At 29.3% G+C, this 17,422-nt stretch carries 22 protein-coding genes; all 22 read left to right on the top strand.

Annotated features, from left to right (window positions below; all coding sequences use genetic code 11):
- Positions 1–801, top strand: an 801-nt coding sequence (locus VK998_RS02710; RefSeq protein ID WP_325225194.1) for a purine-nucleoside phosphorylase, incomplete at its 5' end; no start/stop codon positions are given.
- 14 nt (positions 802–815) lie between these two features.
- Positions 816–2,141, top strand: coding sequence for a pyrimidine-nucleoside phosphorylase (locus VK998_RS02705; RefSeq protein WP_325225192.1), 1,326 nt, complete (start codon positions 816–818; stop codon positions 2,139–2,141).
- A 79-nt stretch (positions 2,142–2,220) separates the two neighbouring features.
- A complete protein-coding gene (locus tag VK998_RS02700) occupies positions 2,221–3,378 on the top strand; it encodes a D-alanyl-D-alanine carboxypeptidase family protein (RefSeq protein ID WP_325225191.1) in 1,158 nt (385 codons plus the stop codon).
- 113 nt (positions 3,379–3,491) lie between these two features.
- Positions 3,492–4,085, top strand: coding sequence for a site-2 protease family protein (locus VK998_RS02695; protein ID WP_325225189.1), 594 nt, complete (start codon positions 3,492–3,494; stop codon positions 4,083–4,085).
- A gap of 13 nt (positions 4,086–4,098) precedes the next feature.
- Complete coding sequence (locus tag VK998_RS02690) at positions 4,099–4,848, top strand: segregation and condensation protein A (protein WP_325225188.1); 750 nt, start codon at positions 4,099–4,101, stop codon at positions 4,846–4,848.
- Between the two features lie 3 nt (positions 4,849–4,851).
- Positions 4,852–5,400 carry an SMC-Scp complex subunit ScpB gene (scpB, locus tag VK998_RS02685; protein ID WP_325225187.1) on the top strand — a complete coding sequence of 183 codons (549 nt, stop codon included), beginning with the start codon at positions 4,852–4,854 and terminating at the stop codon, positions 5,398–5,400.
- A gap of 75 nt (positions 5,401–5,475) precedes the next feature.
- Positions 5,476–6,063, top strand: coding sequence for a DUF2953 domain-containing protein (locus tag VK998_RS02680; RefSeq protein ID WP_325225186.1), 588 nt, complete (start codon positions 5,476–5,478; stop codon positions 6,061–6,063).
- Positions 6,044–6,457, top strand: coding sequence for a GerW family sporulation protein (ytfJ, locus tag VK998_RS02675; protein WP_325225185.1), 414 nt, complete (start codon positions 6,044–6,046; stop codon positions 6,455–6,457). Before VK998_RS02680 ends, ytfJ begins: the two co-directional genes overlap by 20 nt.
- 50 nt (positions 6,458–6,507) lie before the next feature.
- Positions 6,508–7,638, top strand: a complete 1,131-nt coding sequence (locus VK998_RS02670) for a D-alanyl-D-alanine carboxypeptidase family protein (protein ID WP_325225183.1) — start codon at positions 6,508–6,510, stop codon at positions 7,636–7,638.
- A gap of 94 nt (positions 7,639–7,732) precedes the next feature.
- On the top strand, positions 7,733–8,440 hold the full coding sequence (locus VK998_RS02665) for a pseudouridine synthase (RefSeq protein WP_325225180.1): 708 nt from the start codon (positions 7,733–7,735) through the stop codon (positions 8,438–8,440).
- A gap of 99 nt (positions 8,441–8,539) precedes the next feature.
- Positions 8,540–8,953: a GNAT family N-acetyltransferase gene (locus VK998_RS02660; RefSeq protein WP_325225177.1), complete on the top strand. Its 414-nt coding sequence runs from the start codon at positions 8,540–8,542 to the stop codon at positions 8,951–8,953.
- Complete coding sequence (gene mnmM, locus VK998_RS02655) at positions 8,943–9,512, top strand: tRNA 5-(aminomethyl)-2-thiouridylate-methyltransferase MnmM (protein ID WP_325225175.1); 570 nt, start codon at positions 8,943–8,945, stop codon at positions 9,510–9,512. Before VK998_RS02660 ends, mnmM begins: the two co-directional genes overlap by 11 nt.
- Before the next feature lie 17 nt (positions 9,513–9,529).
- On the top strand, positions 9,530–10,927 hold the full coding sequence (locus VK998_RS02650; RefSeq protein ID WP_325225172.1) for an oxaloacetate decarboxylase subunit alpha: 1,398 nt from the start codon (positions 9,530–9,532) through the stop codon (positions 10,925–10,927).
- Positions 10,928–11,086: 159 nt separating this feature from the next.
- Positions 11,087–11,281: a 4Fe-4S binding protein gene (locus VK998_RS02645; protein WP_325225169.1), complete on the top strand. Its 195-nt coding sequence runs from the start codon at positions 11,087–11,089 to the stop codon at positions 11,279–11,281.
- Position 11,282: 1 nt separating this feature from the next.
- Positions 11,283–12,425: a 2-oxoacid:acceptor oxidoreductase subunit alpha gene (locus VK998_RS02640; RefSeq protein WP_325225166.1), complete on the top strand. Its 1,143-nt coding sequence runs from the start codon at positions 11,283–11,285 to the stop codon at positions 12,423–12,425.
- Between the two features lies 1 nt (position 12,426).
- On the top strand, positions 12,427–13,236 hold the full coding sequence (locus VK998_RS02635) for a 2-oxoacid:ferredoxin oxidoreductase subunit beta (protein WP_325225164.1): 810 nt from the start codon (positions 12,427–12,429) through the stop codon (positions 13,234–13,236).
- Between the two features lie 14 nt (positions 13,237–13,250).
- Positions 13,251–13,814 (top strand): 2-oxoacid:acceptor oxidoreductase family protein, encoded by a 564-nt coding sequence (locus tag VK998_RS02630; RefSeq protein ID WP_325225162.1) that lies wholly within the window; start codon positions 13,251–13,253, stop codon positions 13,812–13,814.
- Positions 13,798–14,676: a MurR/RpiR family transcriptional regulator gene (locus VK998_RS02625; protein ID WP_325225161.1), complete on the top strand. Its 879-nt coding sequence runs from the start codon at positions 13,798–13,800 to the stop codon at positions 14,674–14,676. Before VK998_RS02630 ends, VK998_RS02625 begins: the two co-directional genes overlap by 17 nt.
- 130 nt (positions 14,677–14,806) lie before the next feature.
- Positions 14,807–15,430, top strand: coding sequence for a histidine phosphatase family protein (locus VK998_RS02620; RefSeq protein ID WP_325225159.1), 624 nt, complete (start codon positions 14,807–14,809; stop codon positions 15,428–15,430).
- Position 15,431: 1 nt separating this feature from the next.
- Positions 15,432–16,649, top strand: a complete 1,218-nt coding sequence (locus VK998_RS02615) for a BaiN/RdsA family NAD(P)/FAD-dependent oxidoreductase (protein WP_325225156.1) — start codon at positions 15,432–15,434, stop codon at positions 16,647–16,649.
- Between the two features lie 87 nt (positions 16,650–16,736).
- On the top strand, positions 16,737–17,186 hold the full coding sequence (locus VK998_RS02610; RefSeq protein WP_325225154.1) for a hypothetical protein: 450 nt from the start codon (positions 16,737–16,739) through the stop codon (positions 17,184–17,186).
- 56 nt (positions 17,187–17,242) lie between these two features.
- On the top strand, positions 17,243–17,422 hold a 180-nt coding region (locus tag VK998_RS02605), incomplete at its 3' end, for a chorismate mutase (RefSeq protein ID WP_325225196.1).

Raw genomic sequence — 17,422 nt, 5'->3', positions numbered from 1 at the left:
ATAAATAATAGCACAAATTTTATAAAGAGTAAAATAAAAGATACACCTGAAGTAGGCTTAATATTAGGTTCAGGCTTAGGTGATTTAGGAGAAAAAATTGAAGATTCTATAGTTATATCATACGAAAATATTCCTAATTTTCCCGTATCCACTGTAGAAGGGCATAAAGGACGGCTAATAATAGGGCGATTGGGAGGGAAAAATGTAGTAGCTATGCAAGGGAGATTTCATTACTATGAAGGATATCCTCTGGAAGATGTTGTGTTTCCAGTTAGAGTAATGATAAGCCTTGGAATTGATAAATTAATAGTTACTAATGCTGCGGGCGGGGTTGATGAAAGCTTCTCTCCTGGAGATTTAATGATTATTAATGATCATATTAACTTTACTGGGCAGAATCCTTTAATGGGTAAAAATTCTGATGAGCTAGGGCCTAGATTTGTAGACATGACTAGTGCATATGATAAAGAACTTATAACAATTGCTAAAAATGTCGGTAAGGAACAAAAGATTCCTCTGAAAGAAGGAGTATATATGTGGTTTACAGGTCCAACTTACGAAACCCCAGCAGAGGTAAAATTAGCTAGAATTTTAGGTGCCTCAGCTGTAGGTATGTCTACTGTTCCAGAAGTGATAATTGCAGCTCATCAGAAAGTAAAAGTTTTAGGCATATCATGTATCACTAATATGGCAGCTGGAATATTGGACCAACCATTAAAACACGAAGAGGTTATTGAAACCTCTTTAATGGCTAAGGATAAGTTTGAGAAATTAGTAATGCAAATATTATTTAATTTATAAATGGAGTGGAATATATGAGAATATATGATATTATTAAGAAAAAAAGAGATGGTGGAGAACTTAGTACTGATGAGATAAACTATTTTATAACTAATTATACTAATGGCAATATCCCAGATTATCAAATATCTGCTTTATTAATGGCAATATATTTTAATAAGATGAATAAAAGGGAAACTTTAGATTTAACAAAGGCAATGGTAAACTCTGGTGATAAAGTTGATTTATCAGGAATTAAAGGTCTAAAAGTTGATAAACATTCAACAGGAGGAGTTGGAGACACCGTAACCTTGATTTTAGGACCTATGATAGCAGCTTGTGATGTACCTTTTGTAAAAATGTCAGGTAGAGGATTGGGGCATACTGGAGGTACTTTGGATAAATTGGAATCAATAGATGGATTTAAAGTCGAATTGACAAATGAAGAATTTTTAAGAAATTCAAACAATATAAATATTTCAATTTGTAGTCAAAGTGCTAATATTACTCCAGCTGACAAGAAATTATATTCTTTAAGAGATGTTACTGCTACTGTAGAAAACTTGTCGTTAATAGCAAGTAGTATAATGAGCAAGAAGCTAGCTATTGGTTCTGATGCTATCATATTAGATGTAAAAGTAGGCAGTGGAGCCTTTATGAAGAGTATAGATGAGGCTATTAGTTTAGCTAAGGAGATGGTGAACATTGGTACAGGATATAGAAGGGAGACTATAGCCTTAGTTACAAATATGGATGAACCTTTGGGTAATGCTATAGGAAATGCTTTGGAAATAAAAGAAGCTATCGAAACTCTAAAAGGTAATGGGCCTAGAGATTTATATAAACTATGTTTACAACTAGGTTCAAAATTGTTAGTATTAGCTAAAAGAGTAGAAAATGGAGAATCAGGCAAAAAACTATTAGAAGAAAAGATAAATTCTGGTGAAGCTTTCAATAAATTAATAGAATTAGTCAAATACCAAGATGGGGATGTAAATATGATTAGAAATCCTCAGTTATTACCGAAAGCAAAAATTTTAATTGAGGTAAAAAGTCAAAAAGAAGGTTATATAAAACAGCTAAATGCAGAAGAAGTTGGAAAATGTGCTTTAAAACTAGGTTCAGGAAGAGAGACTATGGATTCAATCATTGATCTATCTGCAGGGATTGTATTAAAGAAAAAAGTTGATGATAAAGTAAAAATAGGTGAAACTTTAGCTGAAATTCATACTAATAATTTAGAAAAAGGCAAAGAAGTAGAACAAAATTTAGGAGATATATTTAAGATTGGAGAAAAAAATAAAGAACTTAAAAAGTTAATTTATGGGATTGTAACTAAAGATGGGATTCAAATATATTGATTAAATTTAAAGAATAGTTTGTATAACTCAAGATTTAATGGATATTATAAAAGTAAACATTAAATTGGGAGGTTATCCAGTGAATAAAAGATTAATTTATATAATTTTGCTATCAATAATTTGGTTTACTATACCATCTAATGCTTTTGCTGAAGACCAATTGGATATTAAAGCGAAATCTGCATTGCTAATGGATTATCATACAGGAGAAATTATATATGAAAAAAATCCTCATGAAAAATTACCACCTGCTAGTATTAGTAAAATTATGACTCTATTGCTTGGTATGGAAGCTTTAGAGACGAGGAAAATCAACTTATCAGATGAAGTAAGGATAAGCGCATATGCAGCTGGAATGGGGGGAAGTCAACTATGGCTAGAGGAAGGAGAAACTCAAACGGTTGAAGATTTATTCAAATCTATTACAATAAGGTCTGCCAATGATGCTTCTGTAGCTTTAGCCGAATATATAGCAGGAAGTGAAGAGGTTTTTGTTAGAATGATGAACGAAAAAGCTAAAGCTTTAGGTATGAACAATACAAACTTTGTGAATGCTTCAGGTCTTCCCAATGAAAATCACTATGTATCAGCTTATGATGTGGCATTAATGTCGGCAGAATTATTAAAGCATGAGGAAATTCATAATTGGTTAACAGTATATATGGATGAAATGCTTGTAGGTAAAAATAAAGATAAGATACAGAGTTTAGTAAATACCAATAGACTTATAAAAGAATATGAAGGAACTACTGGTATTAAAACTGGTTCGACTAAAGAAGCAGGGTATTGTCTTGCCGCTTCAGCTAAGAGAGACAATTTACAGTTAATATCTGTTATAATGGGGAGTGAAACTTCTAAAATTAGATTTGATGAAAGCATGAAATTATTGGACTATGGTTTTGCAAATTATGATTCAATTACTATAGGGAAAAAAGGTGATGTTTTAGGAAAAGTACAGGTACACAAAGGAAATATCTCGTATATAGAAGCAGCTTTAGAAAAAGATAGTTATATTCTTTTACCAAAAGGAAAGGAAGCAAATATTAGCAAGGAAATATTATTACCAGAATATATGGAAAGCCCAATAGAAAAAAGACAGGAGATAGGGCATTTGATAGTAAAAATTGATGGAGATGAAGTCGATAAAATTAAATTAGTCTCAAAGGTTAGCGTAGATAAAGCAGGTTTTAAAGAAATGTTCAAAAAAACGTTAAAAAATTTTTTAATAAACAAGTGATTTTAAAGATTTATTTGTATTTTGCATTAAAACATAATAAAATATAATATAGATTAGAAAACCTCGGCTATTAGCCGAGGTTCTAATAATTCAAATTAGAAAGAGGAAAAATAATGGAATATGACTTTTTATTTAGATTGCCGGGTCTTTTTGTAGCAATAGTAATTCATGAATTTTCTCATGGGTATATAGCATATGTTTTAGGCGATAACACAGCAAAAGAAGCAGGAAGGCTGACTTTAAATCCTTTAAAACATTTAGATATAATGGGTCTTGTTTTTCTTTTATTATTTAAATTTGGTTGGGCCAAGCCTGTGCCAATAAATTCTAATAATTTTAAAAATAGAAAAAGGGATATGATTGCCGTATCCTTAGCTGGACCTTTTTCTAATTTTTTGGTAGCTATAGTCATAGGCACTATATTATCAATGAATATTATTACAAATTATCTATTAATAAATATTTTTGTTATTATGTTATGGTATAATTTGATGTTAGGTATCTTTAATTTATTGCCTTTACCTCCTTTAGATGGTTCAAAGATTTTAGCTAGTCTATTACCAGTAAAATATGAGTATCTTTTTTATAAGAATGAAAGATATTTATATTTAATTTTAATAATCTTGATTGCAACAGATACAATAAATAAAATTTTGAGTCCAATTATTGATATTAGTTTAAATTTATTAATCAAAATAGTTGTTTAATGGGAGTTTTTTTATGGAATATAAGATTGTATTAAAAACTTTTGAAGGACCAATGGACCTGTTACTCCATTTAATTGAAAAAGCACAGATTGATATATATGATATTCCTATTAATGAAATAACAGAGCAATATATAGAATATATATCAATGATGGAAGAATTAGACTTAGAAGTGACTAGTGAATTCTTAGTTATGGCAGCTACTTTATTGGAGATTAAATCAAAACTACTTTTACCACAAACCAAAAATGGAAATAATGGTGAGCAGCTTGAAATTGAGGAGATTGATCCCAGGCTAGAATTAGTTAAAAAGTTAGTTGAATATAAAAAATATAAACTTGTATCAAATAAATTTCGCAAGTTAGAGAAAATCCAGCATAAAGTATACTACAAACCTCAAGAAGAACTATCTTATTTTATTGATGAAGAAAGAAATCTAGAGCATATGGATTTAGTTGAATTGGTTAAAGCGTTTAATAATTTAGTTGAAAAAAAGGGGAAAATAAATCCATCTTTCAAGATTAACGAGATTCAAAAGGAAGAACTTACTTTAGATGATTGTATTAAAAATATAAAAAACACACTTAAAAATAATAAAGAAATTAAGTTTAGTAAATTGATAGGTGAAAATCCTAGTAGAAAGGAAATAGTCATAATATTTTTATCACTACTTGAGTTGATTAGATCTAAACGCATTAGAGTATATCAAGAAGATAATTTTACCGATATAATAATTAGTGAAACTAGTGAAGAGGGTGTATAGTTAATGGAGAACAGAGAGATAAAAGCAATAATTGAGGCATTATTGTTTATATGGGGCGAGCCTTTATCCTTGAAGGATATATCATATATATTAGAAATAAAAGAAACAAAAACTAGAAAAATATTAGATGAGATGAAGGATGATTTCAATTTTAATAGAAGAGGATTAAGGATAATACGTACGGAGAATAGTTATCAATTATCAACAAGGCCTGAACATCATCCTTGGATAAGCAAATTATCTCAAGATAAAAATAGTAGAAGTCTTTCCAATGCAGCACTGGAAACCCTATCAATCATTGCATATAGACAGCCTATAACTAGAAATGAAATAGAAGCTATTAGAGGCGTAAGATGTGATAAAGCTCTAGAAACGTTGTTAAATAAAGATTTAATTGAAGAAAAAGGGAGGTTGGAAAGGACTGGGCGGCCAATAATATATGGAACTACAAAAGAATTTCTTAGATATTTTGGGTTAGAAGACTTAAATGAATTACCAGATATTAAGGAATTTGAACTCAAAAATGAAGAAATAGAAAATTTAGAAGAATAATGCAGATATTTGTATTATTCTTCTTTTATATGGAGAATATAAATAATAGGGAATCCAAAGAAATAGGGTGAAGATATGAAATATTTGATTATTTTAATACCAATTATTATGGTTATATTTTTAATGCTACCAATGGAATTTAAAATAAAGTATAAATATGAAGAAGGTCATAGTAGATTAAACATAACCACATCCTATTTGTTTGGATTGTTTAAACCTGAAATTTATCCTTTTGACAAGGAAAAAAGCGATAGGGGTTATAAAACTGGACCCAAGGACAGAATCAAATCTATTCAAAATGATTTTCAATATAAAAAATTCATTGGCTCTGTTTGGAACAAAATAATTTTGGAAAAGATAAATTGGGAAACGAAAATAGGTTTTAAAGATGCTTATTTTGTAGGTATTATTACTGGTGCTTTATGGTATTTTAAAAGTTTGCTTATTAGTTTATTATTATCAAAAAAAGAAGTTAAGAATTTAAACTATAACATAGTTTCGATTTATAATAAAAATCTAGTGGATATTCGATTTGATTGCATAATAAAAATAAGAATGGTTTATATTATAACTGTATGGATTTGGATAATAAAATTAAATAAAGGCGGTGAGGAAATTGACAGAACACCCAATAGAAGGGTTAATGAAAACTACAATGAATAGTTTAAAAGAAATGGTAGATGTAAATACTATTATTGGAGATCCAGTACAGTCACCAGATGGCTTAGTTATTATTCCAGTATCTAAGATTTCCTTTGGTTTTGCATCAGGAGGAAGTGAGTTTAATAAAATAATGGAAGTACAAGAAGGTGGGATAACGGAAGATAAAATTCCTTTCGGTGGTGGTAGTGGAGCTGGGGTTTCAGTGCAACCAGTAGGTTTTATAGTAGCTGGGAATAATCAAATTAAATTACTGACTGTAGATGAGGGCAATACCGCATTGAGTAATTTATTTGATTTTATGTCTAAATTGGCTGACAATATTCAACAGTCTGTTAAGAAAAATAAAGTTAACGATAATTCATCAAATTTGGATAATGTTCAAAATCCAACCTAAGAAGCAGAAAAGCTCTGCTTCTATTACTTTATTGTAAGAGGAGGTTAATTTTGAAAAAGAAGTTAATTATATTTATTATAGTAATGATTATATGTTGGAGTAAAAATTCTTTTTGTGTAAAGCCTGATATCGGAGCACAAAGTGCTATTTTAATAGATGCAAAATCTAAAAGGGTTTTAGCAAGCTATAATCCTCATATAAAATTACCAATAGCAAGCACCACAAAAATAATGACTGCTTTAATTGCTTTAGAGAATGCTAAATTAACGGATAAAATTATAATTGATAATAATTCAGTAGGAATAGAAGGTTCTAGTATATATCTAGAAATAAATGAAGCAATTACATTAGAAGATCTTTTATATGGTTTGTTGCTAAGATCTGGAAATGATTCTGCAATTGCTATAGCAAATTATATTGGAGGAGATGTAGAAAGTTTTAGCGATATGATGAATAATAAGGCAATGGAAATTGGAGCTGAAAATACAAATTTTATGAATCCTCATGGTCTCCATGATGGTAGGCATTATTCAACCGCTTATGATTTAGCTTTAATAACTAGTGAAGCTATGAAAATAAATGATTTTAAACAAATAGTAAGTACTAAAACTTGGAAAACAGATAGAAATAAAAATAAAATATTTTATAATAAAAACAAAACTTTATGGGAATATGAAGGAGGAGATGGTGTTAAAACTGGTTATACGACTAAATCTGGTCGATGCTTAGTAACTAGCGCTACTAGAGATGGCACTCAACTAATAGCTGTAGTGTTAAATGATGGAAATTGGTTTAAGGATTGCTATACTTTAATGGATTATGGATTTGAGAATTTCACTACATATGTAATATTTGAAAAGGAACAGTTTCTAAAAAAAATTCCTGTACATAATGGAAACGAAGAATATGTTATAGCGGTTTCTAATGATTCTTTTATATTTCCACTAACAAAAGAAGAATTAGGAAAAATTAAAATAAATTTGAGTTTACCTGAATCTATAGAAGCACCAATTGTTAATGGTGAGATTATAGGATATATAACTGTGTATTTAGATGGACAAATTATCCATAAGGAAAAGGTTATTGCTAAAGAAAATGTGGGTAAATTAGGCATAATGAAAAGATTGTTTAGAAAAATTAGACTCAATAAAGCCTCCGGGCTTTTTTCTTTTTATCAATAAAGTAGTAAAAAATTAATTTAATATATAATTTGTTTTACAAATAGGCTTTAAAAAGCTAAAATAAACATAGTGATTATAAGGAGGCAGAAAATATATGAGATTACAAAAGTATATAGCATATTCAGGTGTAACATCGAGAAGAAAAGCCGAGGAGCTTATTTTGAAAGGTCGAGTTAAAATTAATGATAAAGTTATAAGAGAGTTAGGTACTAAAGTTGATCCAGATAAAGACATAGTGAAAGTTGATAACAGACAAATAAAGTTAGAGAAGAAAAAAATATATATAATGTTAAATAAGCCAGAAGGATATGTTACAACTTTAAAAAGTTATCATAATGATAAAATAGTTATAGACTTGATACAAGATATAGATGAAAGAATTTTTCCTGTTGGTAGACTTGATAAAGATACTTCAGGACTACTCCTTATGACTAATGATGGAAAATTAGCTCATAGGTTAACTCATCCTAGCTATGAAGTTCTTAAAACATATGTAGCCTTAGTAGAAGGTGTGCCCAATGGGAAAAAATTAACTAAATTTAGAAAAGGTTTGAAAATAGATGGTAAAATGACAGCTAAAGCTTATATTCGTATTACAAAAAAATATAAAGATACATCTTTGTTGGAGATATCAATTCATGAAGGTAGAAATAGACAGGTTAGAAAAATGTGCAAATATATTAGGCATCCAGTTATAAAACTAAAAAGAATTGCTATAGGAGAAATAAAGCTTGGAGATATTAAGCTTGGACAATGGAGGTATTTAACTGATAAAGAAGTTAGATATTTAAAATCACTTTAGATTATTTTGAAATACTGATTTAAAATTATATTTGCTTTATTTTTAAAGTGCTATCAATTATAATTGACATATAGAGAAAATTGAGGAGTGATTATTTGAATGTTTACTCTACGGCAAATTAAAAAAGAAGATTATATAGAAGTAGAATCTATAATTAAGAACAATAGGATAGAAGATAATTTATCTCAAGGAATTACATATATATTAAAGGACAATAATGATATGATAGGAGTAGGTAAAATAATTTTGAGAGATGATTATGGTATTTTAAAATATATATTTGTGAAAGAAGATTGTAGGGGTTATAATTATGGAGACGCCATTTTAAGAGGATTGTTATATAAATGTCAATCAATTGGAGTTAATAAAATATTTAGTTACAAGGATGATGCTTATTTGTTAAAAAAAGGTTTCACATATAAAGAGGGAGATTATTCAATGGAACAAAAGCTTTATTTAGGAGTGGATGATTTTTTCAAGAAATCTTATTGTGGTGATAAAAATGGATTTTAAACATTTCGTTAATGCAGTAGATTTAGTGAAGAAAATTATGAATTATCATATAAAAAAAGGGGATAGAGTTTTAGATTGTACTGTAGGAAATGGGAATGATACTCTTTTATTAGCTTCATTAGTTGGAGAAAAAGGGAAGGTTTATGGATTCGATATTCAATCTAAGGCATTAAAGATAACTAAAGAGAAATTGATAAAAGAAAATTTGGAGTATAGGGTAACCCTTATAAATGATGGTCATGAAAATATAGATAATTATATTTCAGGGAAAGTAGATTTTATTGTATATAATTTAGGTTATTTGCCAGGTGGAGATAAAAGGATTAAAACAGAAATAAACACCACATTAGAGAGTATTAAAAAATCAGTAGGTTTATTAAATAATAATGGATTACTATTGATAACATGTTATACTGGACATGATGGAGGCTTAGTAGAGAAAAAAGGAGTAGAATATTTTATAAAAAGTCTTAATCAAAAAAAGTATAATGCATTAAGATTTAACTTTATAAATCAAAAAAATAATCCGCCAATACTTTTTGGCGTAGAAAAATTATAAAATAGGAGGGATAAATAGTGGCAGGTGTAAAAATTACAGATACTATTTTAAGGGATGCACATCAATCATTAATAGCTACTAGAATGAAAACAGAGGATATGTTACCTATTGCTGAAAAGCTTGATGAAGTTGGTTTCCATTCTCTTGAAGTATGGGGAGGAGCGACTTTTGACTCCTGTTTAAGATTTTTAAATGAGGATCCTTGGGAGAGATTAAGATCTTTAAGGAAAGCATTTAAAAACACTAAATTGCAAATGTTGCTAAGGGGACAAAATCTATTAGGTTATAAACATTATTCAGATGATGTTGTAGAAATGTTTGTGAAAAAATCTATAGAAAATGGCATAGATATTATTAGAATATTTGATGCATTAAATGATCCACGAAATATAAAAAAATCTATAGAAACTACAAAGAAATATGGTGGACATGCGCAAGCAGCCATTTCTTATACTACTAGTCCTGTACACAATAATAAATATTATATAAATTTAAGCATTGAGATGGAGAAAATGGGGGCAGATTCTATTTGTATAAAAGATATGTCAGGAATATTAATGCCCTATGAAGCTGAAAAATTAGTAAAAGGATTAAAAGAAAATATATCTGTTCCAATTCAAATTCATTCTCATTTTACAAGTGGCATAGCCAATCAAACTTATATGAAGGCTATCGAAGCAGGAGCAGACATTATAGATACAGCTATTTCACCATTAGCTATGGGAACTAGCCAACCTGCAACTGAATCAATGATAGCTTCATTACAGGGCTCGCCATATTATCCAGATATAGATATGGATTTATTACTAGAAATCACAGATTATTTCAAGCAGCTAAGGGATAGATATGTAAAAGATGGACTGTTGAATAATAAAGTTTTAAATGTTGATGTTAAAACTTTAAAATACCAGGTACCTGGAGGTATGTTATCAAATCTTGTTTCTCAATTAAGTAGTCAAGGAGCTTTGGATAAATTTGAGGATGTATTAGAAGAAGTACCTAAAGTTAGAGAAGATTTAGGCTACCCACCTTTAGTTACTCCTATGAGTCAAATGGTTGGAACAACTGCTGTTTTTAATGTTTTATTAGGCGAAAGATATAAAATGATTCCAAAAGAGACAAAGAATTATGTTAAAGGTCTTTATGGGAAACCCGCAATACCAATAAGTGATAAAATAAAGAGGAAGATAATAGGTGATGAAGAGATATTTACAGGAAGACCAGCTGATTTAATGGAACCAGAGCTGGATAAGATGAAGGAAGATATAAAAGAGTATATTGAGCAGGATGAAGATATACTAACTTATGCATTATTTCCTCAAGTAGCTATCGACTTTTTTAAATATAGACAAGCTGAAAAATATAGAATTGACACTAATTTATTAAATGAAGAGTTTAAGACATATCCTATATAAAATAAAAACAAGCCAATAATTTGGCTTGTTTTTTTCTAAATAATGAAACAAAACTTGCATATTTAATAAAAATAGCAAAAATATGAAATGAATCTTGCATAATGGATATAAATTTGATATCATAATAGTAGAAAATATCACAATAAGGGGGAAGTGACATTGAAGACTTTGGAAAAGCTCAATGTGGAAAAAGAATTATGCAAAGGTTGTGGCATTTGTGTTGCTTTTTGTCCAAAAAATGTGTTAGAAATAAAAAATGAAAAAGTAGCTATTAAAGACTTGGACTCTTGCATTCAATGTGGTCAGTGTGAATTAAGGTGTCCTGATTATGCAATTTATTTAGGAGGTAAGTAAAATGCCAAAAAAAACTGTAAAGTTGATGCAGGGTAATGAAGCCTGTGTGGAAGGTGCTATTGCTGCTGGAATGAAGTTTTATGCAGGTTATCCGATAACTCCTTCAACTGAAATAGCAGAGCTTTCAGCAGCAAAATTACCTAGAGTAGGTGGTAAATTTATTCAAATGGAAGATGAAATTGCTAGTATTAGCGCTATTATTGGAGCCTCATTAACTGGAAAGAAATCAATGACTGCAACTAGTGGCCCTGGTTTTTCTCTCAAACAGGAGGGCATTGGATATGCAATAATATCAGAAGTTCCTTGTGTTATTGTAAACGTTCAAAGAGGAGGTCCAAGTACTGGGCTACCAACATCACCAGCACAAGGGGATATTATGCAAGCTAGATGGGGTACTCATGGTGAACATTCTATTATTGCATTATATCCATCTACAGTAAGAGAGATTTATGATACAACTATACATGCATTTAATTTAGCTGAAAAATACCGAACACCAGTTATATTGTTAATGGATGAAGTAATTGGGCATATGAGAGAAAAAATCGAAATACCAACTGAAGATGATATTGAAATATATAATAGGAAAAAACCAACATTTGCCCCAGAAAAATTTAGACCTTATAGGATTAAAGAGGGAGATATAGTCCCAGAAATGGCAAGCTTTGGTGAAGGATACAGATTTCATGTAACTGGTTTAGTTCATGACGAAACAGGATTCCCTACGAATAACGGTAAAATTGCTGAAGAATTGATTAAAAGACTAGTTTATAAGATTGAAAAGAACTTAAGTGATATAGTAGAATATGAAGAATATCGGGTAGAAGATGCAGATGAAATAATTGTTGCTTATGGAGCAACTGCAAGATCAGCAAAGTCAGCTATTGATGCATTAAGGAAAGAGGGTAAGAAAATAGGTATGTTTAGACCAATAACTATTTGGCCAGTTGCATATGAGCAAATTTTGGACTTATCTAAGAGAGTAGATAAAATTTCAGTTATAGAAATGAATTTAGGACAATATTTTCAAGAGATAGATAGGATAGCTGGGAAGCATACTGATGTAGTTAATTATGGGCGTGTTGATGGAGAGTTGATTACACCAGAAGAGATTATCTCGTTTATAAAAGGTAGGAGGGGTTAAATTGCCAAGTCAATTAGTTGAGAAGTATTACAGAACAGATAGTTTGCCGCATATCTGGTGTCCAGGATGTGGGAATGGAATTGTTACTAGAGCTATTATTAAAGCGATAGATAATCTTGGACTAAAACAAGATGATGTATGTATTGTCTCTGGTATTGGGTGCTCATCTAGAGCTTCTGGCTATTTAGATTTTAATACTATACATACAACCCATGGAAGAGCATTGGCTTTTGCAACAGGTATAAAATTTGCTAATCCAAAGCTACATGTTATAGTAATTACCGGTGATGGAGATAGTGCTGCTATTGGAGGGAACCATCTGATACATGCTGCAAGGAGAAATATAGATATAACAACTGTAGTATTTAATAATAATATCTATGGTATGACAGGGGGACAATACTCTCCTACTACACCAACAGGAGATAAAGGTACTACAGCACCTTACGGTAATATTGATGCTAACTTTGATTTGTGTGATTTAGCGAAATCAGCAGGAGCAACTTATGTAAGTAGATCAACGGTGTATGGTGCAAATATGATAATTAAGCAGGTAGAAGAGGGAATAAAAAATAAAGGTTTTTCATTTATAGAAACTTTAACTACATGTCCAACTTATTATGGAAGAAAGAACAAAAAAGGTGATGCTGTTGACATGATGTTTAATTTAAAGGAAATGACTATAAATAAAACTGCTTATGAGAAACTTCCAGAAGAAAAGAGAAAAGATAAAATTATTATAGGTGAACTTTATAAAGGAGAAAGACCTGAATATACTGATAAATATAATAAAATAATAGAATCTTTTTAAAGGAGAGATTTAAAATGATACATCAAGAATTAAGATTAAGTGGTTCGGGAGGTCAAGGCCTTATTTTAGCAGGGATAATTTTGGCAGAAGCCGCATTGCATGATGGTAAAAATGTAGTACAATCCCAATCCTATGGACCAGAAGCAAGAGGTGGAGCTAGTAAAGCGGAAGTTATAATTAGTGATAATGTAATAAATTATCCGAAAGTTGATAAATGTGATATATTGTTATCATTAACCCAAAAAGCTTGTAATAAATATATTGACTCTTTAAAATCAGGAGGCCTATTAATCTTAGATGATACTATTACTGAGAAACCAGACAGAGATGATATTAAAATTTTTTCTATCCCAATATTAGACACGGCTATTAATGAACTAAAGAAGCCCATGGTTGCAAATATTATTGCATTAGGTAGTATATATAAATTGACTAAAATTGTAGGTAAAGATGCTTTGGAAAAAGCAGTATTAAACAGAGTGCCCCAAGGAACAGAAGATTTGAATAAAAAAGCTCTTCAAGAAGGATTTAAATTAATAGAAAATCATAAGGGAAAATTATATGGAGAAGTATGTTGATTTAATTAAAGTTATACAAAACAATTTCAATCGCTTAAGTAAGGGGCAAAAACTTATAGCTAAATTTATTATGAATAATTATGATAAAGCTGCTTTTATGACAGCGGCAAGTCTAGGGGAAACAGTAGGGGTAAGTGAATCTACTGTAGTACGATTTGCAAATACTTTAGGCTATAGTGGGTATAGAGAATTACAAAAAGAACTGCAAGAATTAATTAAAAATAAATTAACTACAGTTCAAAGAATATCTTTAAGCAGTAATTTTACAGACAATGAAAATGCATTAAAACAAGTAATTAAAAAGGACATGGATAATATTGAAAAAACTTTAAATGAAATAGATTACCATACTTTCCAAAGAGCTGTAGAAATGACGTTAAAAGCAAAAAATGTATTTGTTTTAGGTCTAAGAAGTTCATCTTTTTTAGCGGGTTATTTAGGGTTTTACTTAAACTTTTTATTAGACAATGTTAAAATTGTTACAGCTGGTCCTAGTGATGTTTTTGAGCAATTATTAAAAGCTACTGATAAAGACGTCATTATTGGAATAAGTTATCCTAGATATTCTAAAAGAACCTTAGAAGCCTTGGATTATGTAAAAGAAAAAGGTTGTAAAATTATAGGGATTACTGATAGCTTGATTTCACCAGCTTCTCAATATTCTGATACGACATTAATAGCAAGTAGTAATATGCAATCCTTTATAGATTCATTAGTAGCACCTATGAGTTTAATTAATGCATTTATAATTGCGTTAGGAACAGAGAAGAAAGGTGAAATAACTTCATATTTTGAAGATTTAGAGAAAATTTGGAAAAAACATAATGTATACGATAGTAATAATAACAATAATATTAAATAAAACTACCATTGAAATGGTAGTTTTATTTAATATTACATTAACAAAATTGATGTTATCATAAATGATAAACACTATATAATAATTTTCTGTTATAATAAATAATATATATCTATACATTGGAGGGATACAATTGAAAAGAATATATTTAGTAAGACATGGAGAATCAGAATGGAATCTTTTAAAGAAAATTCAAGGGCAGCAAGATATTTCTCTTACTGCTAATGGTATTAAACAAGCTAATTTAATAGGAAATAGGCTAATTAATGAAAAAATAGATAAAATATATTCTAGTGATTTAATTAGAGCATATAAAACTGCTGAAATCATAGGGAATAAACTAAACCTTGATGTAATCCAAATGGTAGAGTTTAGAGAAATTCATTTTGGAATTTGGGAGGGAATATCTAATGAAGAAATAGAAGAAAAACATAAGGATAACCAAATTTTATGGAGAAAAGAACCAGAAAAATTAGAGATAGAAGGAGCAGAAACATTAAAAGAACTACAAAAAAGAGCTTTGAGTGGAATAAACAAAATTATTGATAATGAAGAAAATGAAAATATTGATAATATTTTAATAGTTTCTCATAGTGCTACTTTAAAAGCTATCATATTAGGATTATTAGGCATTAATTTAACCAATTTTAAGAATTTGACTATAAATAATGTTAGTTTATCAATTATTGAAATTAGAGAATATAATAGAGTACTTAAACTTTTTAATGATACATGTCATATAAAGGAGAGACAATAAAATGCGAATAGCTGTTATAGGTGGAGGGCCTGCTGGAATGATAGCTGCGGGGTTTGCAGGTTCTAGAGGTAAAGATGTAACTTTAATTGAAAAGAATAAACGTTTAGGCAAAAAGTTATTTATAACTGGAAAAGGTAGATGCAATATTACAAATGCTTCTCCAATAGAGGATTTTTTCAATAATATAATAACTAATAGTCAATTCCTATACAGTGGATTTTATTCTTTTACCAATGAAGATATTATAAGATTATTAGAATCATATGGATTAAAAGTGAAGGTAGAAAGAGGAAATAGAGTTTTTCCTGCTTCTGATAAATCTAGTGATGTATTGAAAACCTTAAGTAAATTTTTATTAGATAACAATGTAAAAATTATTTTAAATAGGACAGTAATTGATATAGAAAAAGTTGTTGATGGATTCAATATTAAGTTTAAAGACAATAGTATAGAAAAATTTGATAAAATAATTATAGCTACTGGAGGCAAATCTTATCCAGCAACAGGTTCAACTGGTGATGGATACAATTTTGCAGCTAAACTTGGTCACCATATTGAAAAACTTAAGCCTTCTTTAGTTCCAATAGAAACAAAAGAAATATGGATAAAAAATGTGCAAGGGTTATCTCTTAAAAATGTTAAATTGATTAGTACAATAGAAAATGAAAATATCCATGAAGAATTTGGAGAAATGATTTTTACCCATTATGGTATTTCAGGACCTATTGTTTTATCCATGAGTAATATAATCAATAAACATATAAGAAAAAACATAAAATTATTTATTGACTTAAAGCCTGCATTATCTAAAGAAAAATTAGATAAAAGGATTTTAAGAGATTTTTTAAAATTTAATAATAAGCATTTGAAAAATGGTTTAGATGAATTACTGCCGCAAAAATTAATACCCATAGTTATAGATATTGCTTCTATTGATGGGAACAAGCCAATACATCAAATAACAAAAGAGGAAAGACAAAGTATCGTTGAAACCATTAAAAAACTACCTTTAACCTTTAAGGGGTTTAGGCCTTTAAAAGAAGCTATTGTGACTTCTGGAGGAGTATCTACAGGTGAAATAGATCCTTCCACTATGGAATCAAAGCTTATACCAAATTTATTTTTTTGTGGCGAAGTTCTCGATGTTGATGGGCTTACGGGAGGTTATAATTTACAGATCGCATATTCAACTGGATATTTAGCAGGAATAAATATTTAATATTCATAAGATATTAACCTTATAAAATTTTCATTAACTGTTAACAATATGCATAGAGTATTATAAATAATGGATTAGGAGGTTAATATGAAAACTATTTTCAAATATTTTGAAAAAACATTGATTTTATTATCAATTTTATCTCTTTTGCTATTGTTGGCAACTCAGTATTTAAGCTATAATGAGGATTCTAGTATATTGACAACCATTGGTGGTAAAGATGGTAGGAATTTTATTTTTTCTGATTCCTTAGAGACTAATGAGAAAGGAATAATAATACTTAAAAATATGAAACCAAAATATAAGGATATTGAAGTATTGGTGAATGGAGAATATATTAATGATTTTAAGGAAAATGATGAATTGAAAATTTATGTTTATAATAATGACATGGTTGAAATAGATGGTACAAAATACAAAAATCAGTTAATTTTCAAAATTGTTGGGGTCAGTAATAATATAGAAATGCCTAAGTTGGATACAATTATTACGACATCACAAAATATAGAAATATTAAGTAAAGTTCAATTAAAATAGCTTGTTTGATTATAGATTTTAATATATAATTATTAAAGGAAGTGGTAAAATTGAATATGATTTCAATTAGAGGGGCTATTACATTAGGAAAAAACAATAGTGACGAAATAATTAAAGCTACAAAGGAATTGTTGCTAGAGATAGAAAATAAAAATGATTTAAGCAAAGAGAATGTTATTAGTATATTATTTTCTTCTACTAAAGATTTAAATGCTGAATACCCTGCTAAGGCTGCT

The organism is Schnuerera sp. (assembly GCF_035459645.1).
Classification (GTDB): domain Bacteria; phylum Bacillota; class Clostridia; order Tissierellales; family Tepidimicrobiaceae; genus Schnuerera.
Note: the sequence above shows the minus strand (reverse complement) of the source record. Positions and strands in the feature narration are given on the sequence as shown.

Excerpts from the sequence above, each read along its gene's own strand:
- VK998_RS02705 (WP_325225192.1), top strand. The coding sequence starts at position 816 with ATGAGAATATATGATATTATTAAGAAAAAAAGAGATGGTGGAGAACTT.
- VK998_RS02695 (WP_325225189.1), top strand. The coding sequence starts at position 3,492 with ATGGAATATGACTTTTTATTTAGATTGCCGGGTCTTTTTGTAGCAATA.
- VK998_RS02690 (WP_325225188.1), top strand. The coding sequence starts at position 4,099 with ATGGAATATAAGATTGTATTAAAAACTTTTGAAGGACCAATGGACCTG.
- scpB (WP_325225187.1), top strand. The coding sequence starts at position 4,852 with ATGGAGAACAGAGAGATAAAAGCAATAATTGAGGCATTATTGTTTATA.
- VK998_RS02680 (WP_325225186.1), top strand. The coding sequence starts at position 5,476 with ATGAAATATTTGATTATTTTAATACCAATTATTATGGTTATATTTTTA.
- ytfJ (WP_325225185.1), top strand. The coding sequence starts at position 6,044 with ATGAAAACTACAATGAATAGTTTAAAAGAAATGGTAGATGTAAATACT.
- VK998_RS02665 (WP_325225180.1), top strand. The coding sequence starts at position 7,733 with ATGAGATTACAAAAGTATATAGCATATTCAGGTGTAACATCGAGAAGA.
- VK998_RS02660 (WP_325225177.1), top strand. The coding sequence starts at position 8,540 with ATGTTTACTCTACGGCAAATTAAAAAAGAAGATTATATAGAAGTAGAA.
- mnmM (WP_325225175.1), top strand. The coding sequence starts at position 8,943 with ATGGATTTTAAACATTTCGTTAATGCAGTAGATTTAGTGAAGAAAATT.
- VK998_RS02640 (WP_325225166.1), top strand. The coding sequence starts at position 11,283 with ATGCCAAAAAAAACTGTAAAGTTGATGCAGGGTAATGAAGCCTGTGTG.
- VK998_RS02630 (WP_325225162.1), top strand. The coding sequence starts at position 13,251 with ATGATACATCAAGAATTAAGATTAAGTGGTTCGGGAGGTCAAGGCCTT.
- VK998_RS02625 (WP_325225161.1), top strand. The coding sequence starts at position 13,798 with ATGGAGAAGTATGTTGATTTAATTAAAGTTATACAAAACAATTTCAAT.
- VK998_RS02615 (WP_325225156.1), top strand. The coding sequence starts at position 15,432 with ATGCGAATAGCTGTTATAGGTGGAGGGCCTGCTGGAATGATAGCTGCG.
- VK998_RS02610 (WP_325225154.1), top strand. The coding sequence starts at position 16,737 with ATGAAAACTATTTTCAAATATTTTGAAAAAACATTGATTTTATTATCA.